The organism is Paenibacillus agricola (genome assembly GCF_011440305.1).
GTDB classification, from domain to species: Bacteria; Bacillota; Bacilli; order Paenibacillales; family NBRC-103111; genus Paenibacillus_S; species Paenibacillus_S agricola.
Map to the genome: position 1 here is coordinate 67,927 of NZ_JAAOIW010000020.1, position 26,212 is coordinate 94,138.

29 protein-coding genes, 2 tRNA genes and 1 pseudogene are annotated in these 26,212 nt (G+C 46.0%); 7 read left to right on the forward strand and 25 right to left on the reverse strand.

Going from position 1 to position 26,212, the window contains the following annotated elements; all coding sequences use genetic code 11:
• Positions 1 to 55: 55 nt before the first annotated feature.
• The 5 genes from G9U52_RS32925 to G9U52_RS32945 all read right to left on the reverse strand — a co-directional run bounded on the left by G9U52_RS32925 (position 56) and on the right by G9U52_RS32945 (position 4,264).
• Positions 56 to 1,117 carry a sensor histidine kinase gene (locus G9U52_RS32925; protein ID WP_166155743.1) on the reverse strand — a complete coding sequence of 354 codons (1,062 nt, stop codon included), beginning with the start codon at positions 1,115 to 1,117 and terminating at the stop codon, positions 56 to 58.
• Positions 1,114 to 1,887 (reverse strand): response regulator transcription factor, encoded by a 774-nt coding sequence (locus tag G9U52_RS32930; protein WP_166155746.1) that lies wholly within the window; start codon positions 1,885 to 1,887, stop codon positions 1,114 to 1,116. The genes G9U52_RS32925 and G9U52_RS32930 overlap by 4 nt, the downstream gene beginning before the upstream one ends.
• A 261-nt stretch (positions 1,888 to 2,148) precedes the next feature.
• The gene (locus G9U52_RS32935) at positions 2,149 to 2,763 is read right to left on the reverse strand and encodes a PH domain-containing protein (RefSeq protein WP_166155749.1); all 615 of its coding nucleotides are present in this window, start codon (positions 2,761 to 2,763) and stop codon (positions 2,149 to 2,151) included.
• A gap of 36 nt (positions 2,764 to 2,799) precedes the next feature.
• Complete coding sequence (locus tag G9U52_RS32940; RefSeq protein ID WP_166155752.1) at positions 2,800 to 3,606, reverse strand: pyruvate, water dikinase regulatory protein; 807 nt, start codon at positions 3,604 to 3,606, stop codon at positions 2,800 to 2,802.
• A gap of 31 nt (positions 3,607 to 3,637) precedes the next feature.
• Positions 3,638 to 4,264 (reverse strand): helix-turn-helix transcriptional regulator, encoded by a 627-nt coding sequence (locus tag G9U52_RS32945; protein WP_166155863.1) that lies wholly within the window; start codon positions 4,262 to 4,264, stop codon positions 3,638 to 3,640.
• 268 nt (positions 4,265 to 4,532) lie between these two features.
• Between G9U52_RS32945 and glpX the strand changes: the two genes are divergently transcribed.
• The 4 genes from glpX (at position 4,533) to G9U52_RS32965 (ending at position 8,348) form a co-directional block, all read left to right on the forward strand.
• Entirely contained in the window at positions 4,533 to 5,510 is a 978-nt protein-coding gene (gene glpX / locus G9U52_RS32950) for a class II fructose-bisphosphatase (protein WP_166155755.1), read from the forward strand.
• Positions 5,511 to 5,669: 159 nt separating this feature from the next.
• The gene (locus G9U52_RS32955) at positions 5,670 to 6,482 is read left to right on the forward strand and encodes a sulfite exporter TauE/SafE family protein (protein WP_166155758.1); all 813 of its coding nucleotides are present in this window, start codon (positions 5,670 to 5,672) and stop codon (positions 6,480 to 6,482) included.
• Between the two features lie 77 nt (positions 6,483 to 6,559).
• A complete protein-coding gene (locus G9U52_RS32960; RefSeq protein ID WP_166155761.1) occupies positions 6,560 to 6,904 on the forward strand; it encodes a DUF3243 domain-containing protein in 345 nt (114 codons plus the stop codon).
• Between the two features lie 265 nt (positions 6,905 to 7,169).
• Complete coding sequence (locus G9U52_RS32965; RefSeq protein WP_166155764.1) at positions 7,170 to 8,348, forward strand: MalY/PatB family protein; 1,179 nt, start codon at positions 7,170 to 7,172, stop codon at positions 8,346 to 8,348.
• A 158-nt stretch (positions 8,349 to 8,506) separates the two neighbouring features.
• On the opposite strand, the gene G9U52_RS32970 is transcribed toward G9U52_RS32965, so the two are convergent.
• On the reverse strand, positions 8,507 to 8,650 hold the full coding sequence (locus G9U52_RS32970; RefSeq protein ID WP_166155767.1) for a hypothetical protein: 144 nt from the start codon (positions 8,648 to 8,650) through the stop codon (positions 8,507 to 8,509).
• Between the two features lie 417 nt (positions 8,651 to 9,067).
• Here G9U52_RS32970 and G9U52_RS32975 point away from each other — a divergent pair, with 417 nt between their 5' ends.
• The gene (locus G9U52_RS32975) at positions 9,068 to 9,880 is read left to right on the forward strand and encodes a DUF2935 domain-containing protein (RefSeq protein ID WP_166155770.1); all 813 of its coding nucleotides are present in this window, start codon (positions 9,068 to 9,070) and stop codon (positions 9,878 to 9,880) included.
• Positions 9,881 to 9,970: 90 nt separating this feature from the next.
• Here G9U52_RS32975 and G9U52_RS32980 read toward each other — a convergent pair whose 3' ends face one another.
• From G9U52_RS32980 to G9U52_RS33000, 5 genes are all read right to left on the reverse strand, one after another.
• On the reverse strand, positions 9,971 to 10,651 hold the full coding sequence (locus tag G9U52_RS32980; RefSeq protein WP_166155773.1) for a TIGR00266 family protein: 681 nt from the start codon (positions 10,649 to 10,651) through the stop codon (positions 9,971 to 9,973).
• A gap of 319 nt (positions 10,652 to 10,970) precedes the next feature.
• Positions 10,971 to 11,846, reverse strand: a complete 876-nt coding sequence (locus G9U52_RS32985) for an SDR family oxidoreductase (protein WP_166155776.1) — start codon at positions 11,844 to 11,846, stop codon at positions 10,971 to 10,973.
• Positions 11,847 to 11,944: 98 nt separating this feature from the next.
• Positions 11,945 to 14,284, reverse strand: a complete 2,340-nt coding sequence (locus G9U52_RS32990) for a helix-turn-helix domain-containing protein (protein ID WP_166155779.1) — start codon at positions 14,282 to 14,284, stop codon at positions 11,945 to 11,947.
• A gap of 41 nt (positions 14,285 to 14,325) precedes the next feature.
• Positions 14,326 to 15,885 carry a type 2 periplasmic-binding domain-containing protein gene (locus G9U52_RS32995; protein ID WP_243767700.1) on the reverse strand — a complete coding sequence of 520 codons (1,560 nt, stop codon included), beginning with the start codon at positions 15,883 to 15,885 and terminating at the stop codon, positions 14,326 to 14,328.
• Positions 15,886 to 16,099: 214 nt separating this feature from the next.
• Positions 16,100 to 17,026, reverse strand: coding sequence for an AraC family transcriptional regulator (locus G9U52_RS33000; protein WP_166155782.1), 927 nt, complete (start codon positions 17,024 to 17,026; stop codon positions 16,100 to 16,102).
• Between the two features lie 176 nt (positions 17,027 to 17,202).
• On the opposite strand from G9U52_RS33000, the gene G9U52_RS33005 reads away from it, so the two are divergent.
• Both G9U52_RS33005 and G9U52_RS33010 read left to right on the forward strand, forming a co-directional pair.
• The gene (locus tag G9U52_RS33005) at positions 17,203 to 17,940 is read left to right on the forward strand and encodes a ThuA domain-containing protein (RefSeq protein ID WP_166155785.1); all 738 of its coding nucleotides are present in this window, start codon (positions 17,203 to 17,205) and stop codon (positions 17,938 to 17,940) included.
• A gap of 56 nt (positions 17,941 to 17,996) precedes the next feature.
• Positions 17,997 to 18,989, forward strand: coding sequence for a Gfo/Idh/MocA family protein (locus tag G9U52_RS33010; protein ID WP_311764967.1), 993 nt, complete (start codon positions 17,997 to 17,999; stop codon positions 18,987 to 18,989).
• Positions 18,990 to 19,165: 176 nt separating this feature from the next.
• Here the strand turns inward: G9U52_RS33010 and G9U52_RS33015 are convergent.
• From G9U52_RS33015 to G9U52_RS33080, 14 genes and pseudogenes are all read right to left on the reverse strand, one after another.
• A tRNA-Leu gene (locus G9U52_RS33015) sits at positions 19,166 to 19,248 on the reverse strand.
• A 9-nt stretch (positions 19,249 to 19,257) separates the two neighbouring features.
• A tRNA-Arg gene (locus G9U52_RS33020) sits at positions 19,258 to 19,334 on the reverse strand.
• 146 nt (positions 19,335 to 19,480) lie between these two features.
• Positions 19,481 to 20,197: a metallophosphoesterase family protein gene (locus tag G9U52_RS33025; protein ID WP_166155791.1), complete on the reverse strand. Its 717-nt coding sequence runs from the start codon at positions 20,195 to 20,197 to the stop codon at positions 19,481 to 19,483.
• Positions 20,198 to 20,274: 77 nt separating this feature from the next.
• The gene (locus tag G9U52_RS33030) at positions 20,275 to 20,781 is read right to left on the reverse strand and encodes a DUF402 domain-containing protein (RefSeq protein WP_166155794.1); all 507 of its coding nucleotides are present in this window, start codon (positions 20,779 to 20,781) and stop codon (positions 20,275 to 20,277) included.
• Between the two features lie 114 nt (positions 20,782 to 20,895).
• Positions 20,896 to 21,387: a GNAT family N-acetyltransferase gene (locus tag G9U52_RS33035; protein WP_166155797.1), complete on the reverse strand. Its 492-nt coding sequence runs from the start codon at positions 21,385 to 21,387 to the stop codon at positions 20,896 to 20,898.
• Between the two features lie 73 nt (positions 21,388 to 21,460).
• Positions 21,461 to 21,991 carry a GNAT family N-acetyltransferase gene (locus G9U52_RS33040; protein WP_166155800.1) on the reverse strand — a complete coding sequence of 177 codons (531 nt, stop codon included), beginning with the start codon at positions 21,989 to 21,991 and terminating at the stop codon, positions 21,461 to 21,463.
• Positions 21,992 to 22,241: 250 nt separating this feature from the next.
• Positions 22,242 to 22,577 carry a hypothetical protein gene (locus tag G9U52_RS33045; protein ID WP_166155803.1) on the reverse strand — a complete coding sequence of 112 codons (336 nt, stop codon included), beginning with the start codon at positions 22,575 to 22,577 and terminating at the stop codon, positions 22,242 to 22,244.
• Positions 22,578 to 22,694: 117 nt separating this feature from the next.
• Positions 22,695 to 23,111: an NUDIX hydrolase gene (locus tag G9U52_RS33050; protein ID WP_166155806.1), complete on the reverse strand. Its 417-nt coding sequence runs from the start codon at positions 23,109 to 23,111 to the stop codon at positions 22,695 to 22,697.
• 315 nt (positions 23,112 to 23,426) lie between these two features.
• Positions 23,427 to 23,501: pseudogene (locus tag G9U52_RS41930) on the reverse strand (NUDIX hydrolase); the annotation flags it as partial.
• Between the two features lie 13 nt (positions 23,502 to 23,514).
• Positions 23,515 to 23,916 (reverse strand): GNAT family N-acetyltransferase, encoded by a 402-nt coding sequence (locus tag G9U52_RS33060; protein ID WP_207953354.1) that lies wholly within the window; start codon positions 23,914 to 23,916, stop codon positions 23,515 to 23,517.
• Positions 23,917 to 23,987: 71 nt separating this feature from the next.
• Entirely contained in the window at positions 23,988 to 24,413 is a 426-nt protein-coding gene (locus tag G9U52_RS33065) for an NUDIX hydrolase (RefSeq protein WP_166155812.1), read from the reverse strand.
• Positions 24,414 to 24,463: 50 nt separating this feature from the next.
• Entirely contained in the window at positions 24,464 to 25,009 is a 546-nt protein-coding gene (locus tag G9U52_RS33070; RefSeq protein WP_166155815.1) for a GNAT family N-acetyltransferase, read from the reverse strand.
• 203 nt (positions 25,010 to 25,212) lie between these two features.
• A complete protein-coding gene (locus tag G9U52_RS33075; protein ID WP_166155818.1) occupies positions 25,213 to 25,644 on the reverse strand; it encodes a GNAT family N-acetyltransferase in 432 nt (143 codons plus the stop codon).
• Positions 25,622 to 26,197, reverse strand: a complete 576-nt coding sequence (locus G9U52_RS33080; protein WP_311764966.1) for an NUDIX hydrolase — start codon at positions 26,195 to 26,197, stop codon at positions 25,622 to 25,624. Before G9U52_RS33080 ends, G9U52_RS33075 begins: the two co-directional genes overlap by 23 nt.
• Positions 26,198 to 26,212: the final 15 nt, after the last annotated feature.

Here is a 26,212-nt window from a genome sequence, read left to right on the forward strand (position 1 = left end):
CCACCTTTAATTAAGTATACGTATACATGGGGAACATCAGTTTCATGTCCATTCGCTACCTTTTCACTACAGGAACCGTAAACCAAAAAAGGCTGCCCTCACCCAGCTTGCTGCTGACCCCAACCTCTCCGCCGTGAATTTCCACGATCGACTTCGTAATCGCCAGCCCCAGCCCTGAGCCGCCACTTGCCCTGCTGCGTGACTGGTCCGTCCGGTAAAACCTTTCGAAGAGCCGCACCTGCTCCTCCTCCGCAATACCTTCACCTTGATCCTCAACGGTCACCTTCACGTATCCGTCCTCAGGCATTAACGCACGGATCACAATTTTGCCACCATCGGGCGAGTGGCGCAGTGCATTGTGCAGTAAATTCGAAACGACCCGCTTAATTTCGCTGGGCATGATCGATACGGGCGGCAGGTGCTCGGGAATATCCCCCTCTACCTCGATGCCCTTCTCCTCAATCTGCAGCAGATGGCTTTGCAGCGTCTCCACAATCAGATTATCCAGATGGTATGCTCCCGGCTCGAAGCTTTCAGCGCCTGCCTCACGGCGGGATAGATCAAACAGATCATTAATAAGCCCGCTAAGCCGCTGGGTTTCCAAACGGATTGTGCTCAGGTACCGCTTATAAGTAGCAGGATCGTCGATCAAATCGTCCTGCAGCGCCTCAACAAACGATTGGATGGAAGCAAGTGGAGTACGCAAATCATGCGACACGTTGGCGATAAGCTCCCGACGGGAGGCTTCCGAGGAATGCAGCTGTTGGAAGCTTTCATTTAACTTACGGCTCATCTGGTTGAAATTACCCGCCATCGCCTGAAATTCCACAGGACCGATTAAGGGCAGCTCCCCGCCAAAATCACCTTCTGCCACCTGCTGTGATTGCTTGGTGATTAATTGAATCGCCCGCTCAATCGGTCGCGTCATAATCCAATGAACAATTAATGACAAAATCGCTGCGCCTACCGTAACAATAGTTAACCACAGCACCTCATCCAACGTCAGGAACATCTTCCTGTAGCTAATAAACAAGCTAAGTAATATGGCGCCAATACTGACCAAGCTTGTTACAAGTAAATACGTGCGCAGACCAACTGAGCCTACAAAGCGGTTCATTCCTGTTCGCTTCCCTTCCCGTCAAGCTTGTAGCCGATTCCCCAGACGGTTTTAATTAATTTGGGGGTGGAGGGGTTTTGCTCGATCTTTTCCCGCAAACGCCGGATATGAACGGTAACGGTAGTCGTGTCGCCATAATAATCAGTATCCCATATCGTATTCAATAATTGATTACGTGAAAAAACTTGGTCTGGATGATTTGCGAACAGCCAAAGCAGCTCAAATTCTTTAACCGTTAGCCCGGCTTCCTTGCCGCCCACGTGGACCGTCCTTCGCAGGCTATCGATTTGCAAGCCCATTCTCGTAATCGTTGAGCCGGCCTTCGTACCAGCCTCCGCTACGGATAAACCAGCTGTACCATTCTGGCCCGAGCCCTTGCTGGGGCTTGTCGTACCCTGGCTTTGGCTCGGGCGCAGCCTCCGCAAAATCGCTTTGACCCGCAGCACCAGCTCGCGAGGGCTGAACGGCTTGGTCATGTAATCGTCTGCGCCCATCGTCAAGCCCATCAGGCGGTCCATCTCTTCGCCTCTGGCGGTCAGCATCAGAATCGGGACATCGCTGCTATTGCGAATCTCCTCGCATACCTGCCACCCTGTTTTGCGCGGCATCATCAGGTCCAGCACGATAAAATCAGGCGCTTCCTGCTCCCATACATACAAGGCCTCCTCGCCATCCTTGGCGCATACCACCTCAAAGCCTTCCCGCTGCAAATAGCGGGCGCATACATCGGTTATATTATCTTCATCATCTGCAACCAAAATTTTAACCATGCATGCGCCCTCCATTCACTCGATATCCCCCATTTAATATAACCATTTTATCCATGGATTCTAGTTTGTAATTCTATATGACTATTCTAACATAAGCTTCTGCGGCAAATATTACGTAAACCTTAACAAAATAAATAATACGCCTGATCCAAATAAAACATGCAGAGCTTATCAACCCCGATGGATTGACACACTCTGCATCTATGACTACTTATTATAGTTTATTATTAGACTACTTTTGGGATGATTACTTAGTTATGATTACATATTAATATAACGCTCGAACACATAACCAAAATCTTTGATCTTGTATTGCTTACGGGTTTCCATCATCCAGTGAAAGGAGGATTCCGTCAATTCTTTAAAATGGTCAACGATGTTGCCTTTCTCACTAACTGTCCGGTTCAAAGTATTTGAGGCCAGATGCACACTTTCTTTGGCATATTGCAGGGTAATGTCATTCTCGTAAGAAATTTCAGCAATTTTGAGCAACGATTTATACAGATCCTTTACCTCTAAAATATGCTTTTTGTGAACGTCTATGGAATAAGAGACAATACCAATTGTAAATTTAATTTCCACATCCATATCCACTGTTCCCGCTGTTTCGAGCATTACATCGGAAATGGTGTGGGCGCTATAGTTAAAGCGGCGAAGTGTACGTTTCTTGCTCATCGCGCTTGTGCCATCCAAATGGATCAGACCGAGGTTGGTGAAGCAGTATTCATCTGCTTTGGATTTGATCAAAAAGAAAATTTTCTCATTATCTTCATTCATCACATAATCGTCAGCATCGACTTTATCATAATCAGCCGGTTTAATTACTGTTCCGATATCACTTAGGCCTAATGCGTCTGCAGCAAATTTTTTGAACATACTATCAATCCTCTCTAATATTAAATAAGCTTTAATCTAGTTCATATAACCGAGAATAATGCCTGCTGTCTCCTCAATTGCTTTGTCAGTCACATTAATAATCGGACAACCGATTTGCTTCATTAAGACATGTGCATAATCCAATTCCTCGACAATACGGTCTAATGTGGCATATTTGGCACCATTAGGTAGACCTACCGCCTTCAATCGCTCAGTACGGATTTTCAATAGCTTCTCCGCATCCATAGTTAAACCAATTACCCGATTTTCTTGAAGCATAAACAATTCCTTGGGCGGCTTCACCTCTGGAACCAGCGGCAAATTGGTTACTTTATGGCCTTTATGCGCCAAAAAAATGCTAAGTGGCGTTTTCGATGTTCGCGAAACGCCGATTAACACGATGTCTGCCTTCAGCAGAGAGCTGGTGTCGCGGCCATCATCACATTTTACGGTAAATTCAATCGCCTCAACACGCCTGAAATAGTCATCATCCATCTCATGCTGCAAGCCCGGCTTGCGTTTGGGGGAGTCATTGAAGGTATCAATAAACGCCTCCATCATAGGCCCCATGATATCTACGGCCCTGACGCCCAGCCGGATGGCTTCTTCCTTCATCATTTCGCGAAGCTCAGGCTGCACCAGCGTATAGGCTACAAAGCCTCCCCGCTTGGCCGCTGCTTCCATAATTAAACGAATCTCATCCTCGTGCTTGATATGGCCGATTCGCTTAGTGATCACCTGATGGGCATCGAATTGCCGCATCGTTGCTTTCACTACCGCCTCCGCCGTCTCGCCTACCGAATCTGAGCAAATGGTTATTTCATAATGCTGATCGTTCATCATCCACGGTTCTCCTTTGCTCATCATGATACGACTAGGATTCGGAGGCAAGCTCCAGCAATAGTTGGGTCATCATCGTTTTCGTGATGCGTCCAACAACCTCCCAGCGGTTACGGCCATTGGGGATATCTTGTTTGATGGGAATAACCACGGGCAGTCCGTCTACTTGGTGGTGGATCATTTTTCTGGCGGCATCTAATACATTATCCTCGGGCCCAACATGGATGACATTCGGCTCCCTGGTCATTACCATACTAACAGGCATGGTGGCCGCAGTCGGATTGCCCAGTGTAAATTTCAGCAAATCCTTGCGGGAAATAATACCGGACAAACAGCTTTCCTCGTCCACTACGACCAAACTCCCTACATTTTCCATAAAAAGTGTAACTACCGCATCATGAATCGAAGCCGATTCCCTCACAACGACCGGCATCGCCTGTATATCTTTAATTTTCAATGACTGCAGCCTGCGTGCTACTTGATTCTCTGCTGATATGGAAGAGCCCGGCGTATAGCCAACCTTAGGCTTCGCATCAACCAACCCCAGCATAACAAGTAGAGCCAAATCGGAACGCAGTGTCGGGCGGCTGAGCCCCAGCATTTCTGCGATCTGCTCACCGGTAATCGGCGAGTGCTGCTTAACCAATTCCACAATATGCAATTGACGGGCTGACAATTCGATAATCTTGACCTCCCTATCCTTTTCTCTAAAATTCTCTGGATGTATTTAATTATACCAAAGATAAAGCGTAACTTATAGAAGAGTGCGTTATTGATCTATTATCACAGTTATATGCTGTATATATTTAGTTATCAAAATATATTTGTTGTTTACATCTATATATTGCACAATTAGTATGTAATAATTATACTATAATCATGATACATTGTAACTTATTTAATCTATTATGAGTGCGGAGGCGTAACTAATGGAACGAGAGCTGGCTATGGAAATTGTACGTGTGACCGAATTAGCAGCATTATCCGCAGCCCAATGGATGGGCAGAGGCAATAAGATTGAGGCAGACGGCGCTGCAACTACTGCAATGAGGGCGATGTTCGATTCAGTCTCCGTGCAAGGCACTGTCGTGATCGGCGAGGGCGAGATGGATGAAGCCCCTATGTTGTACATAGGCGAAAAGGTAGGGAATGGGCAAGGTCCGGAGGTCGATATTGCAGTTGATCCGTTGGAAGGGACCGAATCGGTTTCCAAAGGCTTGAATAATGCATTGGCGGTTATCGCCATGGCGAACAAAGGCTGCCTGCTGCATGCTCCTGATATGTATATGGATAAGCTTGCGGTGGGTCCTGCATTAGTCGGGAAGCTGAGTCTGGATGACCCATTGGAAACCACACTGTTAAAAGCCGCCAAATACCTCGATAAGCCGCTGAGCAATTTGACGATCATGATTCTCGACCGCGAGCGCCACCAGGATAAGATCCAAACCCTGCGCCGCGTTGGCGTTCGGATCAAATTATTAAGCGATGGCGATGTCGCCGGGGCGATGGCTCCTGCCCTGAATGAATCGGGCATCGATTTATATGTAGGCTCTGGGGGCGCACCGGAAGGTGTATTGGCCGCTGCTGCGCTGCGCTGCCTCGATGGCGAGATCCAAGGGCGCTTGATGCCTGCGGATGAAGAAGAGATGGAACGGTGCCGCCGTATGGGCATCGGCGATCCGTTGAAATTGTTGACGATGGAGGACATGGTCGGCAACCAGGATGTGTTTTTTGCTGCAACCGGCATCACGCCGGGAGAATTTCTTGGAGGCGTCCAATATATCGGCAACCATCGCGCAGAAACCCATTCAATTGTGATGAGAGCCAAGACGAAAACCGTCCGTTTCATCCGAACCGTACATTATTTGCCGAATAAACCGCTGATCGGCGATTTATATTTGAAGTAATGGCACAGCTCATGCATTAACCCTCTCCTCCAATATGATACTATGATGGGGAACCATCATACATTCATATAGAATGCTTACGTAGCAGCTTGCTTCGCAAACTTAAGATATGCTTACGTAGCGGTTTGCTTCGCAAACTTTTAGGAGGAAGGTACTTGCATGAGCTTTTTATTTTTCACAGCAGTTGGGCTGCTCGCGGCAACACTTGGGAGCCTTGTTGGACTTGGCGGCGGGATTATTATCGTCCCTGCGCTCATTTATTTGGGGCCGTATTTTATCGGCAAAGAAGTCTCGGTCGCTACAGCGGTGGGGACTTCTTTAGCTGTGCTTATTTTCACAGCCTTCTCCTCCACCTGGTCCTTCCATAAACAACGCAAGGTCGATTTCCGCAGCGGCTGGCTTTACTTTCTTACCTGCGGCCCCGGGGCAATGCTTGGGTCTTTTCTTACCCAATTCGTCGATGCCACTACCTTCCAGCTCGCCTTTGGTATTTTCATGCTGATTATGGCTCTCCTGCTCATTTTCAAAGGCTATCTAAAGCCTGTGAATGTGCGCTGGGCCATTCAAAGAACATACACTGATGACCATGGAGCCGTCCATACCTATGGCTATGGTGCCCTCCCTGCGCTGGCGATTGGCTTGGTCGTGGGCATTATATCCGGCTTATTTGGTGTTGGCGGCGGCTCCTTATTCGTACCCGCCATGATGCTACTATTCCGCTATCCGCCTCATGTCGCTACCGCAACGTCGATGTTTGTGATCTTTTTGTCCTCCATCATGGGCACAGTTACGCATGTAGCCTTAGGCGAGGTTGATGTCTGGATGGTGCTGGGGCTTGCCCCAAGCGCTCTCGTCGGCGGCTGGATAGGTGCACGAATCGCCAGCTCTTTAAGCAGCGGCAAGCTGCTGTGGGTGCTAAGAATTACCTTTTTCCTTGTCGCGGTCCGGATGATTTGGGAGGGCTTGGGTTAATGCTTGTTTCAGCCTCTGCCTAGAGAGTGTAATAGATGGTACTACAGTCTAACCATTTATCCTAAGGAGGCGTTACTATGTCAGAGTATAATCATGTGGTCGACAAACAGGACAATTTCACCGTAGATAAGGTAAATACTGCACTGGATAAAATAAACCCAGACAAAAAGGAAGAGATTTTGAAAAACTTCGAATCCTTTAAAAGCTATCTGGGCAAGCGCATTGAATTAGCTGAGAAATTAGGCCTAAGCGAAGAGCAAATAGCGGTTACTGCCGAAAAAATAGCCAATTATTTGACAGCAAATGAAGAGCCACGCAATAGCGAGGAAAAGCTGTTGAGTGAATTGTGGAAGGTTGGCACTCAAGAAGAACAGCACAAGCTGGCCCATATGCTGGTACGCCTTGCGCAGCAAGCTAACTAAGCAGCTCTTGCACATGTAAATTAATGCGCTGCCTTTACTTGGGCATCGACATCTGAATAGACAAGCAGTATCCTAACCGTTTCACGGAAGGGTACTGCTTTTTTTGTTTTCCCCTTTGCGTAAGCGCCGCCGCTTTACCGTTTTCACCCCATAATGATATAATCCGAAGATACACGGCATCAACAGCTTTCGGAATGCTCCATGACCTTAGGTCTACGGGTTAACGCAGGTCTATTTTAAAATTCAGAAATTGAGGTGTTTGTTCTTGGCTTATAATTTTGATCTTTTAAATGAAAGACGAAATACCCGTTCTTATAAATGGGACCAGCGGGTTAAGCTGTTCGGGGGCTCGGATGTTCTGCCGTTATGGGTAGCCGATATGGATTTCTTAAGTCCTCCTGCCGTGCTGGAGGTACTGAAGCAGCGTGCTGAATTGGGCATTTACGGCTACGCCGTCCGGAGTGACAGCTACCTGGATGCGATTGTCAATTGGTTTGGCCTTCGCCACGACTGGTCGATCAAGTCCAGTTGGATCACGGATTCGCCTGGTATTGTAACATCGCTTAGCCTCGCTGTAGAACTGTTCAGTGAGCCCGGTGGGCAGGTCGTGATCCAATCGCCCGTGTACTACCCTTTTTATGATGTTATTGAGGGCAATGGGCGAGTCGTAGCCAAAAATTCGCTGCTGATTCGCAACGGTCGGTTTGAGATGGACTATGACCATCTGGAGTCACTTTTCCAAGGCGGAGCGAAACTGCTGCTGCTGTGCAGCCCTCATAATCCAGGCGGACGTGTATGGGAGCGAGATGAGCTTGCCAAGCTCGGAGCGCTTTGCCTCCAGTACCAAGTAACCGTCATTTCCGATGAGATTCATTGCGACTTAACCTTTCCAGGACATACGCATATCCCTTTCGCTTCCGTATCGCCAGAACTTGCAGATATTACCGTCACATGCTTAGCCGCTACCAAAACCTTCAATTTGCCGGGCTTGCATACTTCATTTATGGTGACATCCAATACTAAGCTTAAGCGCGCAATCGACCAACGGCTCAAAACGCTTAGTTTACATATGGCTCAGCATTTTGCCCAGGATGCCGTTGAGACCGCTTATAATGAAGGTGCCGTTTGGCTTGATGAAATGATGGCCTATGTTAAAGGAAATCTGGACTATGCGCTCGCTTATTTTTCGGAGCATTTGCCAGAAGTGAAGCCGCTTGTCCCGGAAGGCACCTATTTATTATGGATAGATTGCCGTGGGCTCGGCTTAGACATTGCGGGACTAAAGGATTTAATGTTCCGTCAAGCAAAAGTCGCCTTCAGCGAAGGCTCGGTATTCGGAACCGAAGGTGAGGGCTGGCTGCGAATTAATCTAGCCTGCCCTAGATCGATTGTCGAGCAGGCCATTAGGCAGTTTTGCGATGCCGCCCGCAAAAGCCTCCAATAGGCTTGAAGCCCTTTAGCCCCCTACCCTTGGTGAGTGAGCAAGGTAAACAGGAAAAAGCACCCTTATCCTACTGGTTACGTAGGATAAGAGTGCTTTCTGGGGTTAAGGCGCTCAGATCAAATCAAGTTCAATCATCATCGAATTTCGTCTAGCACCCATTATTTGGTTGGTGTCGCTGGGCTTGTAGACTTGGACTGGCTCATAAAGGATTGAACCTTGCTCATTAATTTTTGTCGAACCTGCGGGTTTTTGTACAGATAGGCAGCTCCCAATCCAACTGCAGTCAATAACGCTTTTTTCATAGTACTCTACCTCCTTCAGATTGATACTTATATAATACCCTTAAAGTGTCCTTGTCTAAACATTTGCTTTTTTCCCCATACCTATACTCCGATTGAATTAGATATGAATTTTCCAGCCATTTCCGCGTATTTAACCCAAAGCGATAATCTCATGAAGTGGATTTCCCATTCTCGGGATCAATCCAATAAATTCTGGCTCCCAGATCTAAACTTTCAGTATAACGAAAAAAATCCACAAAAGTTACATGCAGATTCGAGTCCCTATAACAGGAAATGAGCATACAGCTAATTAATTAATAGCAAAGGCATTGGTTATTAATTATGTATCTTATTCATACATTTGTTAAGGATGTTTTCTACAAAAATCAGCTTATGCTCCAAGGTAATTTTCTGCGAAAATTTTCAGGAGGTGACCCAATGCCAGATGCTTTTGTAACAAGATCTATAGATGAAATCCGCTTTTGGTCCCGCATTATGAAAGAGCATTCACTCTTTTTAAGACTGGGCTTTCGCTGTGAGGATACTCAGCTCATTAATGAGGCACAATATTTTTACAAGGTGTTTGAAGGAATCGAGCAACAATCCCATGCTTATGGTCTAGATACAGACCCTTCAACCATCAAGCAATTCAATAAGGAAGTCCACGCGGCTGTTTCTCATATTTGGGTGTTTAAGCGAAAACTTTTAGGACTGATCTTATCCTGTCAGCTTCCCGGACAAAACAACTTCCCATTGTTAGTGGATCATGTCAGCAGAGAAGCGTATTATTTCAGAAACCGCTTGGAAGAGCTTAATCAAGGCAAACTAGAGCCGCTACAAGACGCCATCATAGATGAAAATGTATTTTTCTTGCGAATTATGGCTGACCATGCCAAATTCATCGGGCATCTTCTCGATCCCTCTGAACGCAAGCTTGTTGATCAAGCCCGGGAATTCAGCCATGATTTTGATCAGCTGCTATTTCAAGCCAAGGATCTGGATTCGATGCGTCCACAATCACAAACTAAGCCATTACTGGACCAATTCCTCGACCAGAACCGAGTCTCCGTGAAATCATTGCGCGATTTCAAGCAAACTGCCAGAGATCTCATCTATCAATGTAAAGTGAAAAGCATTATCCATCCTCTCCTAGCGGACCATGTATTCCGTGAAGCGGAGAGGTTTTTGGAAATTATCGATATGTTTGAAGGTGCTCTAACGGCTAAACGGGAGCCAAGCATCCACCTTTGACCCAAACCAAAACCATACATGACTAATAGAAGCCCTCCCGAAATCGTTCAGGAAGGGCTTCACAAGCGTACTTATTGCGTATAAACGGCTTTACTTAACGCCGGGAATATATTGCTTGATCCATGTCCCGAAGCCGGCCGGATTGCGGCTTTGGATGAGCACAATACCTTCGCCACGGAAACGGCATACAGCACCCTCGCCGCTGGTTACGCTGGATATCCAGCCTTTAGCTGCCTTTTCAATCTTATACTCCATATAATTCGGCCAAGCCACCAAATGGCCATTATCAATAATGAGCTCTTCTCCAGCCGCGAGGCTGATCGCGTGGATCGCTCCGTAAGAGGAGATGAACACTGTACCGCTCCCACTGATTTCAACGATGAAAAAGCCTTCACCAGAGAGGAATCCCTTCGTCAGGTTTTGCATTTTGGTATTGACTTCAATACCGCTGGTTCCTGCAAGGAATCCGTCCTTTTGCACTAAAAGCTTGTAAGACCCGTCAAGCTCAATCGCTTGAACATCGCCTATAGCCGCAGGTGCCAACAGAACCTCCCCTTTTCCTTTAGTTGCAGTCAGCTCCTGAAAGAAAAACTTCTCGCCACTCAGCATTCTCCCTAGCCCACGCATAATTCCCCCGTCTACGGTTCCTTTGAGGTCAATATTGGGTGTCATCGACACCATCGCTCCTGACTCGGCCTTCACGCTTTCCCCCGCATTTAATTCCACCTTTACTAATGGAAACGCTCCTTGATATAAAATTTCATAATTCATATTATCCCTCCAATGCTTTGATTAACAAATACTCCGAGAACTAGAACCATGGATAGACTTCGATCTTTCAGTTTTTTTAATAGCTCAAGGTTAGAATTAGATACTTACGAATGCCTGTACTCCTTCTATTATAATACAAATTACGACTATTATCACAATAGTACGCGTCCCCTTAGGCATCCACCAGTGATTCGGCCAGCGCTTCTATCAGAGATTCGCCCAGCGATGTCAGGCTTTCTCCAGCCAAATAACCCGATGCTTTAGCACCGGGTTTGAAGCTTCCTTATTGTTACGATATTCCCGCATCGGGGAACCCTGCTCATTTATAAAATCCCTGCGCCTCCGCATACCTGCCCCAATGGGGACGAGCGCCGTCCATATCGACAAAGCCATATTCATCGGAGAGATCCCATGAAGTGAGAATGCGACCCGTCTTGTCCATAATATTCGGATCTGCTGCCAAAGCCGCGGCGGCTCTGCCGACATAATAGGGGGTTTCAGAGATGAGAAAATGCGGTTCCTTCTTCGCCCCCTCCTGCCAATTGGCCTCCGTTACCCCAAACAGGTCAAGCATCGCTTCCGAACGCAGAAACCCGGGTGTCAAGGAAACCGCCGTGATGTGATGCTCACGAAGATCTGCCGCCATCGCTTGTGCCAAGTGAATCGCTGATACTTTGGCTAAGCTGTAATACAAATTGCCGCGGTACCGGTAATCGAAGCCATCGGTGATTTCGATAATGAGTCCTTGTTGCCGGGCTACTATCAAGGGAGCGCCATAATAGCTGGTAATCATATGTGCTTGTACGGCAGCCTCCTGTATTTTCAACCCTTTATCCAAAGAATGCTCCCAGAAAGGCTTGCCCCAATCCGTTAAGGAATCCCCGCCCCATATATCATTAACCAACAGATCCAGAGCCCCATCCTGCTCATCTTGCACCCGTTCAAAAAGCGCCTTAACCTCATCCTGGACCAAATGATCCACTCTTACCGGTATGCCCACACCTCCGTGCGCTGTCACCATTTCCGCTGTTTCCTCAATCGTTTCCTGCCTGCCCATCTCCGATAGATTGCCTCTCACACTACGCCCTGTCACATAGACCGTAGCGCCTGCCTCACCCAGCATTACCGCAATTCCTCTGCCTGCGCCACGCGTGCCACCCGCTACAACAGCTATTTTGCCTTCCAGAGCTTTCATAGTAGCCCTACCTCCTCTTATCAATGATGCATCTGCATAAGAAAGTATATCAGCCAACTATGTCAGTCTTTGTCTTAGTTATAGCCGCCAACCGCCCCTTATCTTGTGGACAAACGGTATTGCTTAGGTGACATCAGCACATGCCTCTGAAACGCGCGGTTAAGATTCCGCTCGGAATATCCAACCATACTGGCAATTTCCGTAATGCTATGGTCGGTCTGTTCAAGCAATTTTCTTGCCTTTTCCACCTTGTAAGCCATCAAATATTCGATAAAAGAAATGCCCGCCTCTTGCTTGAACATCCGGCTCAGATAAGAGGGGCTCATATTGACCAGCTCCGCGCATTCGATCAGAGATGGCAATCCCTCATTTGCTTCAATGTGGGAGCATACCTTTTGTACAGCCCATTTTGTTGTATTCGTACGGATTTCCTCAGTAATTTGCTTATGCATCGGAAATAAGGTCTCAACAAACCATTCATGAACCTCCTGATACGTTTGTCTTGCTTTTAATTGCTCGAATAAATTGTCACCGAGGTTGTCCAGTACCCCATAGCCGCTTTCCTCTAAAGATTGGATAATTGCTGAGAGCAGCACCAAATAGCATTGCATAGCGGTATTATAGGAATCAGAGGTTCGCACCCTCAACGAAAATTCGGTTAGAGCAAGCTCCGCCGAGGAAAGCTCGCCTTGAAGCAAATACTCGATCATCTCCAACTCGAAGCTTTTCGGGTAGCTGAACACCTTCAGCTTCTCCGTGGGTGCAGCCATCTGGTCGTAGAAAAGCACCCCTTGGCTAGTGCTGATCAGCCGGTATTGGAGCGCAAGCTTCGCTTCATTGTAGGTTTCCGACAGCTTGGCGAGACTATCACGCTTGCCGCCGACTCCAATAGAAACCGTAAAGGACAAATACGTTTTTAACGCCTCACAAATTTTGTCGCCATAGCGCTGTAGGGCTTGCTCCATTTCCAGCTCATCCGTCCCATGCTCAAAATGGATAACAGCAACAGCCTCTTTCTCGTCCTTTTCCACGACGAAGCCTTGAGCCGGGGCGCAATGCTCCAATAGCTCGACCATCACGTTTTTGATCGCAAATACGATAATAGCTCCCTCATTGGGCAAAAACCTTTTTTCCTTAAACAGGTTTTCCGCCTTGACGACCAGCGCCATATACACGCCTTCTAAAGGAATGTGATAAGTCGTGCAGGAAGTCTCCAAGGCTCCCTTACGGACTGTTGATGCGGTACCCAGCAGATTCAGCAAAAATTGGTCTCGCAGATCCGGCTGGATTTTTTTGACGTAATTGTCCAAGGACTCCGCTTGATCCCTTAAATAGGTCAGGCAGGAACGGATAAACTCAATTTCGTTTCCTTGGATACCAGTCGTCTTCGCTGTCCCTCCATTTCGCAGCTGCTCCCCATACTTAAGCAGCTTATCGATTGGACTGTAGGCCAGCTTGGAAAATACGATGGTCAGGACGACACCAAGCAGCAAAAAAATTAACACGGAAAGCGCGATAGAAAGGCGTAGCCATGATAATTGGCTTGTCATTTCCCGCTCAGGCATAAGCGAAATATAGGTTCTTCCTAGAGCCGTACGATAAAATACGGTCATCAGCTTTTCTCGTTGGTCATCCGTTTGGATAAAATAATCCGAGTCGTTCTCATCAGCTAGAACCCTAGTCAAAAGAGGCTGGAGCTTAGCTGGCTTGCCCAGCAGCGAATCGTCTGAAGAATGCAGCATAATATGGTTTTCTGAATCCAGCACCAATAAATGTTGCAGGCTTTGCGCCGATCCCGAGTTGAACAGCAGCTTTCGAATATCGGCTTCCTTCACTTGAAAAATAAGTATGCCCTGCGGTTTGCCAAAGCTGGTAGCCGGAAGGCGCCTTACATAAGAGATACTTTCATCCTCGGCAGATGAAGGCAAGTATAACCATTCCGCCTTATTGTCCATAGCTAAAAGCTTCTTAATATTATCCCGCTGTGGGGCATATTCCAATGCAGTAGCTCCATAGGAGCTGGATAACACGATATTGCTTGCACTCTCATACATCACAATTTCGCGTACCAGGCTCCCGGAGTTTTTTTGCACGATTAAGGTATCCAAAATCTCAGCCTGTTCTACGTATTGCCCAGCAAATTCGGGCTGGCCCAAGGCAGACCTGATGGAAGGCGAGAAGGAAAGCTGCAGCGATTGATATTCGATTTGCGTTAATACATTTTCCATCCGTTCCTTCAGCTGTAATAAAGAGGCATAGCTATCATCCTGGAACTGCTGGGTGAGCTTATTCTCGGACATATGCAAATAGGAGCTTCCTAGCAGGAAAATAGGCAAAGACACGGAAATACAGCCCAGCCAAACGAGTCGGCTTAAATAATTAGTCCTGGGGAGCAAGACACCAATTCGTGCAAGCCCCCAACGCATCCAATGTTTCATAGGCCCCTCCCCGGCAAAACTAGAGACCCTTGCTTGCCCAGTTATTTGCCCAAATAGCTTTTATAATGCTTAGCGAATTCCTGGTAGGCCTGCTTAGTCTCTGGCAAAGCATTGATTTTATCAACAAACTGCTTGTATTCGTCCATGGTGATTTGCCCAACGATCGCTTTGGTTACCATCGATTTCCATTCTTTTTCATATTTGGACCAAACATTAATCCACGAATCAGATATAAGGAAGCGGAAAGGGTCAACCTGCCCTATCTCGTCAAAGTTGGCAACTTCCTTGATTTTGGCATCGTTATAAGCTTTACTTCCCGAAGCACTGATCACTTTGCCCCACTTCTGGTAAGTAAGAACGCCCACACCCTTACTGGTTGTGTTCACCTCTTTGATCCCTTTTTCATTTAACACCTTCTGCCCATCGACTACGGTATGGTGGACGCCTTCCAAACCATAATAAGCGAAATCCGTAATGCTTTCTGAAGCCGATTTCTCAAAGTAATCCAGAAGCTGCCATACCTTGGCTTCAGGCACCTTTTTGGAAATAAAGAAGCCGCCGCCGCCGCCAATAGATAAATCGATGGCCGTCGCTTTTGGTCCTTTTAAAGTCAGATTAATAATTTGCGGATTTTTTTGCCCGGATTTCTCCATGGTCGTTTCCCACTGCTTATCCCACCATATGCTTCTTGGATAAGAAGCGGCGCGCCCGGTTTGGAATAGCTCCTCCGCTTGCGTAGTTTTCATCACAGCAAATTCTTTGGACAAAATTCCATCCTGATAAAGCTTCTGGAACCATGCCACCATCTCGGTATATTGTGGATTTAAGTTCGTATACATCAAGCCGCCATCAGCATCATACGTTGGCTGCGACGCGCCGAAGCCCGCAGCAAATGAGGCATCGCCATCATTAACAATCACTCCATGCCCGATCAGTCCCAGTGTATCCTTCTTTCCGTTGCCGTCGATATCCGCCTCAATGATTTTTTTCAAGGCTGCCGCATATTCATCGAGCGTTGTAGGCACTGGTATTTTCAGCTGGTCCAGCCAATCCTTGCGGATTTTGATGCCTGCATCCACCCGGGAACGTGAGCCTGGCAGCGAATAAATTTTGCCATCCACCGTCCGGTATTTAAAAGCATCCTGAACCAAATTATTTTTCATATTCGGATATTTGCTCAAATCGCCAAGAAATGGAGTAAGATCCCAGAAGGCACCGTTTTTAACGGCGCTTAGCAGGGTAGCCCGCTTGAAATCCGGTACAGCTACAACCTCGGGCAAGTCGCCGGAGGCCAGCAGTAAATCCAGCTTCGTATTTAAATCGCCGGATGGTACCCATTCCACATTAAGCTTGGAGTTTGTCCTTTTTTGCCATTCCGTCCAATAATCGTCGCTCATATTCGGCGCTTCGTTATAAAGCCCGGCAAACATTTTAATCGAAATCGCCTTATCGGCTTCCTTCGCTGCTGCCCCTGTTCCATTGTTGGCTCCATTCGCTGGTTCTGTCCCTGCTTGATTGGAGCATGCGGCTGTTGCGGCAAAAGTCAGCATTAATGCTAAAGTTACAGAAGACTTCGTAAGGTTACGTTTCATTGGTTTCATTTTATTGTAATCCTCCCCAATTGCGATTTAGGTACGCAGCGCCCATCTTTAATGAGAGCGGCTACATTCATCATAAACGGCATGGGAAAGGCAGGATACGGACAATACTTTTCTACACCCTTCGGAAAATAAATGTCCCTTCCAAATGCCATGCCTCTAGGGAAAAACCTTGCCAGAGCAGCAGTTGGAAAGAAAAGTCCGTTTTCTTCTTAAACTAAATGCTGTCGCTATCGATCGTTTTACCACTCATTGCTGCCTTGAACTCTCCGGGTGCACAATGGTTGTACCTTTTAAATAGCTTGTAAAATTGCGCCGTACTCGGTATGCCCACCTCGCAGGCAATTTCCATAATACTGAGGTCGCGTGTCAGCAGCAGCCGCTCGGCTTTTTTCACCCGCTTATAGTTAACGAACTCGACGAAGGACAGCCCCATGGCTGAACGAAAATACCGGATAAAATAGGCATAGCTAAAATTCATCAGACTGCAAACGTCCTCGACGGTAATCCTCTCTCCGAGGTTGCGTTCTACATAATCGATCACCGGCCGCAAACGGGTAACCTCCATTTCCGTGCCGCCCTGCATGAGCATCAAGGAATCATAGCGTAGCAATACTAACAGCAGGCGTTTGATCGCCGCCCCAATTGCCAGCTCATACCCTCGCTGCCGCACTTGGGATTCGAGGTAAATATCCTGGATCAGCGAGTAGGCTTCCGCGCGGCCCTCAGGCTGCTCCCTGAATATATAATTCAGCTTGCCCAGCGGATGCATAAATTCGGAAAAGCCGTGCAAATAAGGCATCGAGCTTTGGTCGAAATGCTGCAGCAAATCGACTTGCAGAACGATAAAACGAAGCTGCGACGGATGCGCTTTACGAATGCGGTGAAGCTGTGAGGAACCAAACAACATCAAATCCCCACGTTCCAGGGTCTGGTAGTCCTCCTTGGTCTGTATGCCAGCAACCCCCTCGGTGACAGCGAGAAATTCGACCTCTTTATGGTAATGCCAAGGCCAAACCCTTGGAATGTCTGCACGGGGATAATCGGATTGAACCTCCCAGACTTTCAGGAATAGGAGCGGGTTTTGGTAAATCACAACCTCTTCCCTGACGGGATCCAGCTGCGGCTCCATCGAAATAGTCATAAGCGGATGCACCTCGCTAATCCTAAAGATTTGCGTTCAGTATACCATAGCAATTTCGAAAATGTCATTTTTGGAGAATGAACGGGCACATTTAAGTCTATCTTTTGTGTAAGCGGTTGCTTATAATTCGAGGTGAATGATTGACGAAACACAACCATACAATGGAGGTTTTAACTATGAGCCAAAAGCTGCGCGTTACCGTCTGGAATGAATTTAGGCATGAGCAAATTAATGAAAAGGTAAGAGCTATCTACCCCGAGGGCATCCATCATGCCATTGGTGCCGGACTTGGTGAGGACTTTGAGATCAGTTATGCGACGTTGGATGAAGAAGAGCATGGCCTTACCGAGGAAAAGCTTAATCATACGGATGTCCTGATCTGGTGGGGGCATAAGGCGCATCGTGAGGTTACGGATGTGATCGTAGAACGCGTGCACAAGCGTGTACTTGGAGGCATGGGGCTGATCGTGCTTCACTCCGGACACTTTTCCAAAATATTCATGAAGCTTATGGGCACCACCTGCAACCTGAAATGGCGGGAAGCCGATGAAAAAGAACGCTTATGGGTCGTTTCGCCGGGGCATCCGATTGTGGAAGGCATTGGCCCCTATATCGAATTAGAGCAAGAAGAGATGTACGGAGAGCATTTTGACATTCCGCAGCCGGACGAGATTATTCTACTGAGCTGGTTTGAGGGCGGAGAAGTGTTCCGCAGCGGCTGCACCTTCCACCGTGGGCAAGGCAAAATCTTTTATTTCCGCCCCGGCCACGAAACTTACCCTACTTATTATAATGAGCAGGTTCGCCGTGTCATTCGTAACGCCGCCGCATGGGCAGCACCAACAACGCGCCCCGTTCCTGTCTATGGCAAAAGTGTACCGCTGGAGTCGATTAAGGGGGTTCAACCTCAATGAGTGCTGCTGCTGCTCCTTCTAAAGCATTTAGAGCCGTTCAGGTTGGCTGCGGCAATATGTCCAAGCGCTGGATTAAAAATGCGCTGTCGCGAGAGGACGTGGAGATCGTAGCCTTGGTCGATATTAACCCTGCCGCCGCTGAAGCCATGGCCGCTGAATATAACCTCACCTGCGCACGTTTCACCAATCTGGAGGAAGCGATCCGCTCCACCAACGCTAACCTGGTGATGGATGTGACGATCCCCGAGGTGCACAAAAGCGTAGTGCTGACCGCCACGGCGCTCGGCTGCGATGTACTGGGCGAAAAGCCGATGGCCGCATCCATGAAAGACGCGGCTGATATGAAGGCGTTCGTCGCCGAGCATAACCAAAGCTATGCCGTTATGCAAAACCGCCGGTACACGAAGCAAATTCGTGAGGCAAGGGGCCTCATCGAGCAAGGGGTCATCGGGCAACCCGGTTTTATTAAGGCCGATTTCTTCCTGGGGCCGCATTTTGGCGGCTTCCGCGATGCCATGGACAATCCCTTGATCCTTGACATGGCGATTCACACCTTTGACCAAGCTCGGTTTCTGCTAAAGGCCGATCCTGTATCGGTATACTGCCATGAATTTAATCCGCCCCATTCCTGGTACCGGGGCAATGCTTCAGCGATTTGCATCTTTGAATTATCCGACGGCAGCGTGTTTTCTTACAACGGTTCATGGTGCGCTGAAGGCGCCTCGACCTCCTGGGAAAGCGCTTGGAGGATCATGGGCTCCAAGGGAACCTTAATCTGGGACGGCACGAACACGCCTTATGCGGAGGTACTGCCTGCAGAGCTCGTGACTGGAGCCCACAGGAACGAATGCTTGAGGGTTGAGCCTACAGCCGAATGGACGGGCCGTGAAGGGCATGACGGCTGCTTCGATGAAATGTTTGCCTCGCTCATCGAAGGGCGCAAAGCGGAAACCGACTGTTCGGATAACCTAAACAGTATGGCCATGGTGTTCGGCGCGATCGAAAGCGCCAAACGCGGAGAGAAGGTGCTGATCAGCTCCGTGATGTAGTGATCAGCTGCCAAATGGATTGGCGTTTCCTTGAAGGTACAGTAAAAACGAGAATTTCCTTGGAGGGCGCATGCCCTCTTTTTACTTTTCTGAGGTTTTCGTTTGTGGTAACAGGGGTAAGCAAAAATCACTTCAAAGCCGCAAGCGGATCTGAAGTGATTTTTGTATATCAGTGATGCCGGTGAAGGGACTCGAACCCCCACTCCCTCTCAAGAAACGGATTTTGAGTCCGTCGCGTCTGCCATTCCGCCACACCGGCAAGTGTGTATGGCGCACCCTGAGAGATTCGAACTCCCGGCCTTTTGATTCGTAGTCAAACGCTCTATCCAGCTGAGCTAAGGGTGCGCATTATGAAATTAAATCTAATTCTAATATTTAAAACTCGCATAAAAACTAGCTTATTTTAGCCGTGATTCATGTGCGCAAGAAGTATAATACCACGAATGAAATGGGATTGCAAGCTTATCTGTAAATAAATTATTTCCACCCGTCTAAGCCTTCACTTTATAGGTTCTATAAGTCGAGCCATCTGTAATCTCCAACCCATTCAACTGTAGCCCTGAAGAGCAGCCCCCATCAATGCCAATCTTGTCACCGCCAAACCAAATATCCGCGCTTCCATGGATTTCAACCGTTTTTGTATGTCCAAAAACCACTGTTTTGTTCACGACCGTCTTATTCTTAATAAACAACTCCCTGATATACATAAACTCTTTCGGAGACTGGCTTTTCCAATCCAAATAGCTAGGGTCCAGCCCTGCATGCACATAAATATGGGTTTTATCTTCATAATAATATGGAAGGCTTTCCATAAAGGAAAGATGCTGCTGGTACCGCTCCACGACAACCCTCCTAAACTGCTGGATCGTTTCTGTTGCCCAAGTATCGTCCCAAAAGTCCAGATCCAGATAACTCATAACCGCCTGCTTACCACCATACTCCAAAAATGTAGAGGTCACCTTGGGATCCCCACTTCTCGCCACATGAATAAAACGCTGGTCATGATTCCCTCTTAACGCGATCACTCCATCCTCACGCACCATCCGCATGATTTGTTCAATGACCTCTTTGCTGCAAGGCCCTCTATCGACATAATCACCCAGCACGATTAATTGATCCTCTGTCCGGTTATATTTCATAAGCTCTAGTAGCTGATTAAAGGGTTCATAGCATCCATGAATATCACTTATCACTAATGTTCTTTTCAACGGCTTAGCTCCTTTTCCAAAGAAATACTTTGCTCATACATATTTGCAGCAGTTAAACACGATCTGGCATTTTTCCCTTATGGAATCATCCTAATAAAACGCTCAATCGCTCCATCAAATGGAAACTGCTTTCTAGCAATCCTTTCCTGTAAGCTGTCCAGCTCCATCCTTGCCCTTTTTACCAGCTCATCTGGATATCCAAACTTAAGCGTATTACTGGCAAATTCATCTTCATCAACGACTGCCCACTTACCATTTCTATAGACCAAATCAAGATCCAAATCAACGAAAGAAACCACTTGACCGTTAATCGTAGCTGGCTGATTGATATTACAATAATACTGAAGTATTTTCCCTTCAACAATATCTGCACTAACGGTGAACCAGGAATCCAACGAAAAAAATTCAATAGTCCAATTCTCCACCGTAAATATTTGATCCTTTGTATAATGACTTAATTTCCGCCCATATTCCCCCAGTACAAAAATATAGCTGTCCGTCTGCTCAAGAAGTATTGTATTCCACTCATAATGAAGGTGGCCTCCATACTTTAATGCTTGTATCGTTATCATTTGATTGCTCATGTACGTTGTTCATCCTTTGCACGATTCCCATTTTCAATTAGCGAACGAACACTCTTTTATGGTGCGGCTACAAACCTCTTATTTTACTCGAATGAATTACGTAGATATCCATACTTAGGGCTTGCTCACAAAGGTTTGCAGCGGGCCCTCATGATCTTCGCGCCTTCCTTGCTCATAACCATTATTGGTATAGGCTCCAATTACCTTCTTCCAAAAAATTTGGGAAGGCTCATTGCTTTCCAGTTGACCTACCTTCCATACACCCGGAAGCAGGTTGAATAAATGAACGGCTGTATGATCGCCTACGCCCATTCTTCTATACTTTTTCATTATAAAAAACTCAGCCATCGAATAAATAGTTTGATTTTGTTCATTCATGCCAAGTGTCCTTACCAAAGCGAAGCCTGCCAGCTTTTCATCCACCCTGACAAAAAATGCGAACCTTCCATCTTCCGTCCAGTAGTGGTCCAAATACTGGTATTCATATAAGCCTTGCTCATTAACATCATCTGCCTCATACTCACTAAAATCATATTTATATAGCTCTACTAAGTTCCGAAGTATCGATTTCTGATCATAATGAACCGTTTGTACAATAATATTCATAGTCAGCCCCCTTCTAACCCGCCATATCTCCATCTCTCCCTACCACGCAATGCCTTCTCGAAATGCCTCAGCATTAGCCTCCTACCCTAATCCAAAACCTCCTGACGATATGGCCACCGTCCTCTAAAAATTCGGATTCAAAAATACCACCATGCTTCAAAATTGTCTTCTCCGAGCCTATATTGCCTTTATTGCACACCAACAACACTTTATCCAAGCCCATTGCTTTGGTTATATGTAGCGCCTCAGATAACTGCACACTAGCATAACCTTTTCGTCTATGGGAAGGACTTATTCCATAACCAATATGTCCGCTGCCGTTCAGAAGCTGCTCGTTCAAACGATGGCGAATGTTTACTACACCTACAAGCTTGTTTTCCTCATTGATCAGCCAGTATGTCGAATGAGGCACCCAATTAGGATTAGTTAATTTCTCCTCGCTATCTTCTGAATAAAGAAATTCCAGCATCCTCTTGAAATCGCCAGGATCTTTTTGTACAACCCAAGGAATGATCTCTTCACCACTGTTGACCCAATCCTTATAGAACAGTAAATACTGCTCATGAAAGTCCAATGAAGGATTAACTAATCGGACTGTGCCCATTAGGTTCAACTCCTGCCTGTTTCCACCTTATCGGTTCATTTGCTATTAACAAAAATTACCTTATGTGCGATTTGGTCTAGTATAGGCTCTCTCTCCTGGAATTGGCAAATGAAATATTCATCATACCGCCAAAAGAGCGTTTTTGCCTTTGATGGCTGAGCGCTCTCTTAGTATATTTTAGCCCCTGCTGGCATGAACCGGATACCTCTTATATTGGCGACATATATCACCACTAGCTTAACGTATTTAACTATCCTGTCCTGTTAGCTGAATACTGAGAAGGAATCTCTCCATCCGAGTAGTAACGAATTACTTTCCCCTTCTTTTCTGCATACTTAATTTCTTTTCTTGTGCTGTTTCCTATGTAGCCATCAACGTTAATAACGAATATTTCGTCGGAAATATCAATTTTTCTAAAATGTATGCTTGCCAGCAATTCAGCTTGTTCTTGTGTTATTTCAAAACCTTCACTCTGTTCAAAGAAGGCTAAGCCAATAACTATATTTCCTTGAAGTGTAAGAAATGCATTGGCTTGTTCAAATTGATTCTTGAATTTTGTAGAACCGCATAAAGTTATAACTCTCATAATCATATCCTTTCTCAGTTAACTTGCCCGTTACTTCAGCGATACAAAGAGAAGCTGTTTGCGTAGCAAGCCCCTTAACTGTCGTGTTAGGATTATTGCCGCCCTCCAAGAAAGTGTTTAATCCGTTAGAAGGATATCTTTACTCATATTCACTTGTTCAATCATATGCCCAATATTTCCTTCACCTGCATATAAGGACATGTTAAAAAAATCTTTATTCAAATCAGACCAGTATAATTCATTTTCATCTCCTGAGACCATGACATCATGCTTCAGTTTGCCAACATACACTTCAACATAGCAATGTTGCAAATAGTATTTAAAATCCATTACATGATGCAAAGTAACATCCTCTTTTGAAATACTGGTTTCTTCAAATAGTTCTCTGTAAGCAGCTTCAATACCCGCTTCTCCAATCTCAATTTTCCCACCAACTAAATTACTTAATCCTTTATATGGATTCTTTAATCGTTTGCACATTAGCAATCGGTCCATATCTTTGCTGTATATCATAACAACATTATACCCTTGCATTACCTCACCCCCTTATTTATCCACTTAAGAAAATTACCTTACCCACTAAACGAGCAAGGTTGTTATTACCAAAAAATGCTATAGCTGCCATTCGTAAATCAGCAGTCTCCTTGCGTTGTTCACTATGCTTTGCCCGTTAGTCAACATTATTCAATCCACTGGCTCGACCCTATAACGTGAAATAGATGGTTCCCGTCATTACTTAAATCTTCCTGTATACGTTTACAAGTGAAGTCACTAATCGGTTTGGGCAGGTCATCTATAGAGCAATATTTGCATTCTAAAATCTCAAGTGACCTTGGCTGAGGTTCTTGATTATAGTCGTTTTTTTACCTCTCTTTGCGCAGTTTCCTGTGCTGACTCATTCTTTTCAGATTTACCTCCTGGTAGATCCCAAGAAAGATCAAAACTCCCTCAGATGATACAATACGTTTGGATAGGAAGGCCAGCCACTCCTTCTCCAGTGTTCAACTGCGTTCACATTCTCTATATGTGCAAATAGCACAGCCGTATCAATACCTTCTTGCTTAAGACATGATAAGCTCCGCTCCACCATTTGCCGAGCTACCCCCTTGCATCGATGTTCCTCGGATACAGCTACATGATAAAGGGTGCCGCGGCGACCATCGTGACCACACAGAACGGTTCCTACGACTTCATCATTGACCATTGCAACCGTACTCATATTGGGGTTGCGTTTCAAATACGCAGCTATTCTCTCCCACGAATCAAATTCAAGCGATACAGCAGTTCCCATAGCTTTACTCCACAGTTTCGCTACTCTTTCATAATGTTGTATCTCCATTGCACATATAATCTGCCCGTCCATTACTTCACCTCTTTCTGATTAAGATTCCTATTAACAGTAGGTATTTTCTACTTCCTACATAAGATTTCTTGAACAAACGGCGTAACCTCCATGTTGGGAATTTCATCGAGTGGAAGCCAGCTGGCTCCAAATGAATCTTCCCCATCCTCTTCGCTTTTCACCTCTATACTGGCGCCCTGTAGTTCCACATCGTATATAATGCCGATATGGTGCAGTTCCTCCAGTTCACCATCCTTATACGGGTAAATTAATGTGTAGGATGAAGCGCGATTGATAGTTCCGCTTATTTGAGTAAGTCCCGTCTCTTCAAAAAATTCACGTTCTAGGGTGACGAGAGGTTCTTCGCCAAATTCTATAGTGCCGCCTGGCAGATCCCATTTGCCTGTATGTGGCCCTCTGGATTTCTTAATTAATAGCACGTGATTATCTCGCAATAGCAGTCCATAAACCCCAATATGCGTATATCTGTTCATTATGGCCCCCCTCTATTTAGCTCCTTTCAGGACTGCAACTCAATCCCCGTTTAACCGTATAGCTTATTAAACTCATCCCTTGTCATGCCAAAGTATATCTCATCATAGTACCGTCCGTCCGTATACAACATATTACGAAGTTGTCCTTCCCTTTTAAACCCAAGGCTTTCATGCAGATGGATGGAACGCTCATTAAAAGAGTATACATGCGGGGTCACCTTCTGGTAGCCTAATTCCTGAAAATAATATCTCAGTACCAATTTGATCATCTCTTTGGCATACCCTTTTCCCCAATGTGATCTACCTAATACAATTCCGTATTTGAACGTCCCTTGTCTCGGAAAGCATGAAAATGTATCTATGGTTCCTACAACTTCTCCTTCCTTATTTTCCGCTATCCAACGAAACTTCTCACTTCTAATCTGGCTATCCCTTTCTATCCACTGTTTTACTTGCTCCAACGATTGCGGAAAATGAATGGCATCAATATTCCTGGATATTTCAGCATCATGATTCCAGTCATAAAAAGCAACTGCATCTCTTGCCTCTACAGCGCGAAGTTGGATAGTCTCGCCTTTCCAGTAGTTCAAGTTCATTGAATTTGCTCTCCTTTTTCCCAGAATGATTCGTTATCTTCTAATCTACCTCCAATGGTAGTCAAACTTGCTCCTATTTACCCCATACCATCATATCTCCATTGTCTAGGACAGGCGTACAATGCACGCCACCTACTCGTTGATCCGTTGGAATCTCAGTAATAAATGTTGTGAAACCCTCCTGCATGTCTATATTTCTTTGCTTATAGCTTTTTTGAAAAGCGATATCCTGAAATATAATATCCTTTGTTCTTGTAGAATTCATGTGCGGCAACTCGCTCAGGTTTGATACCGCTAGTTAAAGACATAGCGCTGGCACCATGCGTTGTGGCCCATTCCTCAGCATGTTTTATAAGCGCACTGCCCACACCAGTACCTCTATGATCAGCTCGCGTTACAAGTGAAACGATTTGCATAACCATGCTGTCATATTCATAATTGTTATTCATTAAAAGACCAATCATACCGACTACCTTATCATCAATCTCCGCTACGAAGGTACTGTTCATTGAACTGGATTCGATTGCTTCCATACGCTTTAGCATAGATTCTATCGATGTTGGGTAACCGAGCTCGCCCATTAACTCAGCTAATGCTTCAATATCCGATTGGCTAAAGTCTCTTATATTTACCATACATCGCCTCCTTACTATTTTGTTCACCTACATCCAACCTTTTGGAAGCTTCTTCGAGTAGAATACGATCCCGTAAAATCATAAACTTAGTGGAATGATCATCACAGCGCTGGGCTGAATGCTCCATTTCCCTTATAGCTTCTCTTAAGTGCATCCATCTCACTTGCATTCCAAGTTCGATCTCACTTTCAGTAAGCATTGTATCCGCACTATGGCCAAGTACTCTAGCGATAAAACAATAAGAGAGTTGCATGAATTGATTTCTATTTTTATGTTCTTCGATATACCCTAACTCATGAAGGATCTCAGAATCGAAACCTGTTTCCTCCTTAATTTCACGCAAAAATGCCTCCTGCTTGTCTTCACCCTCCTCTATACCTCCACCAGGTAATTTATAAAGATTGAGCTGTGACATAAACATCATGGCAACATTGAATTCATTATCAACCAGAACGCCCCTTGAAGCTTGTCGAGACACATGATCAATGAAAATAGGATCTCCACCTAAAAAATCATGGTCCGTTATTCTGCTAATCAGTCGCACTATTTTCACCAGCCTTCATTTGCC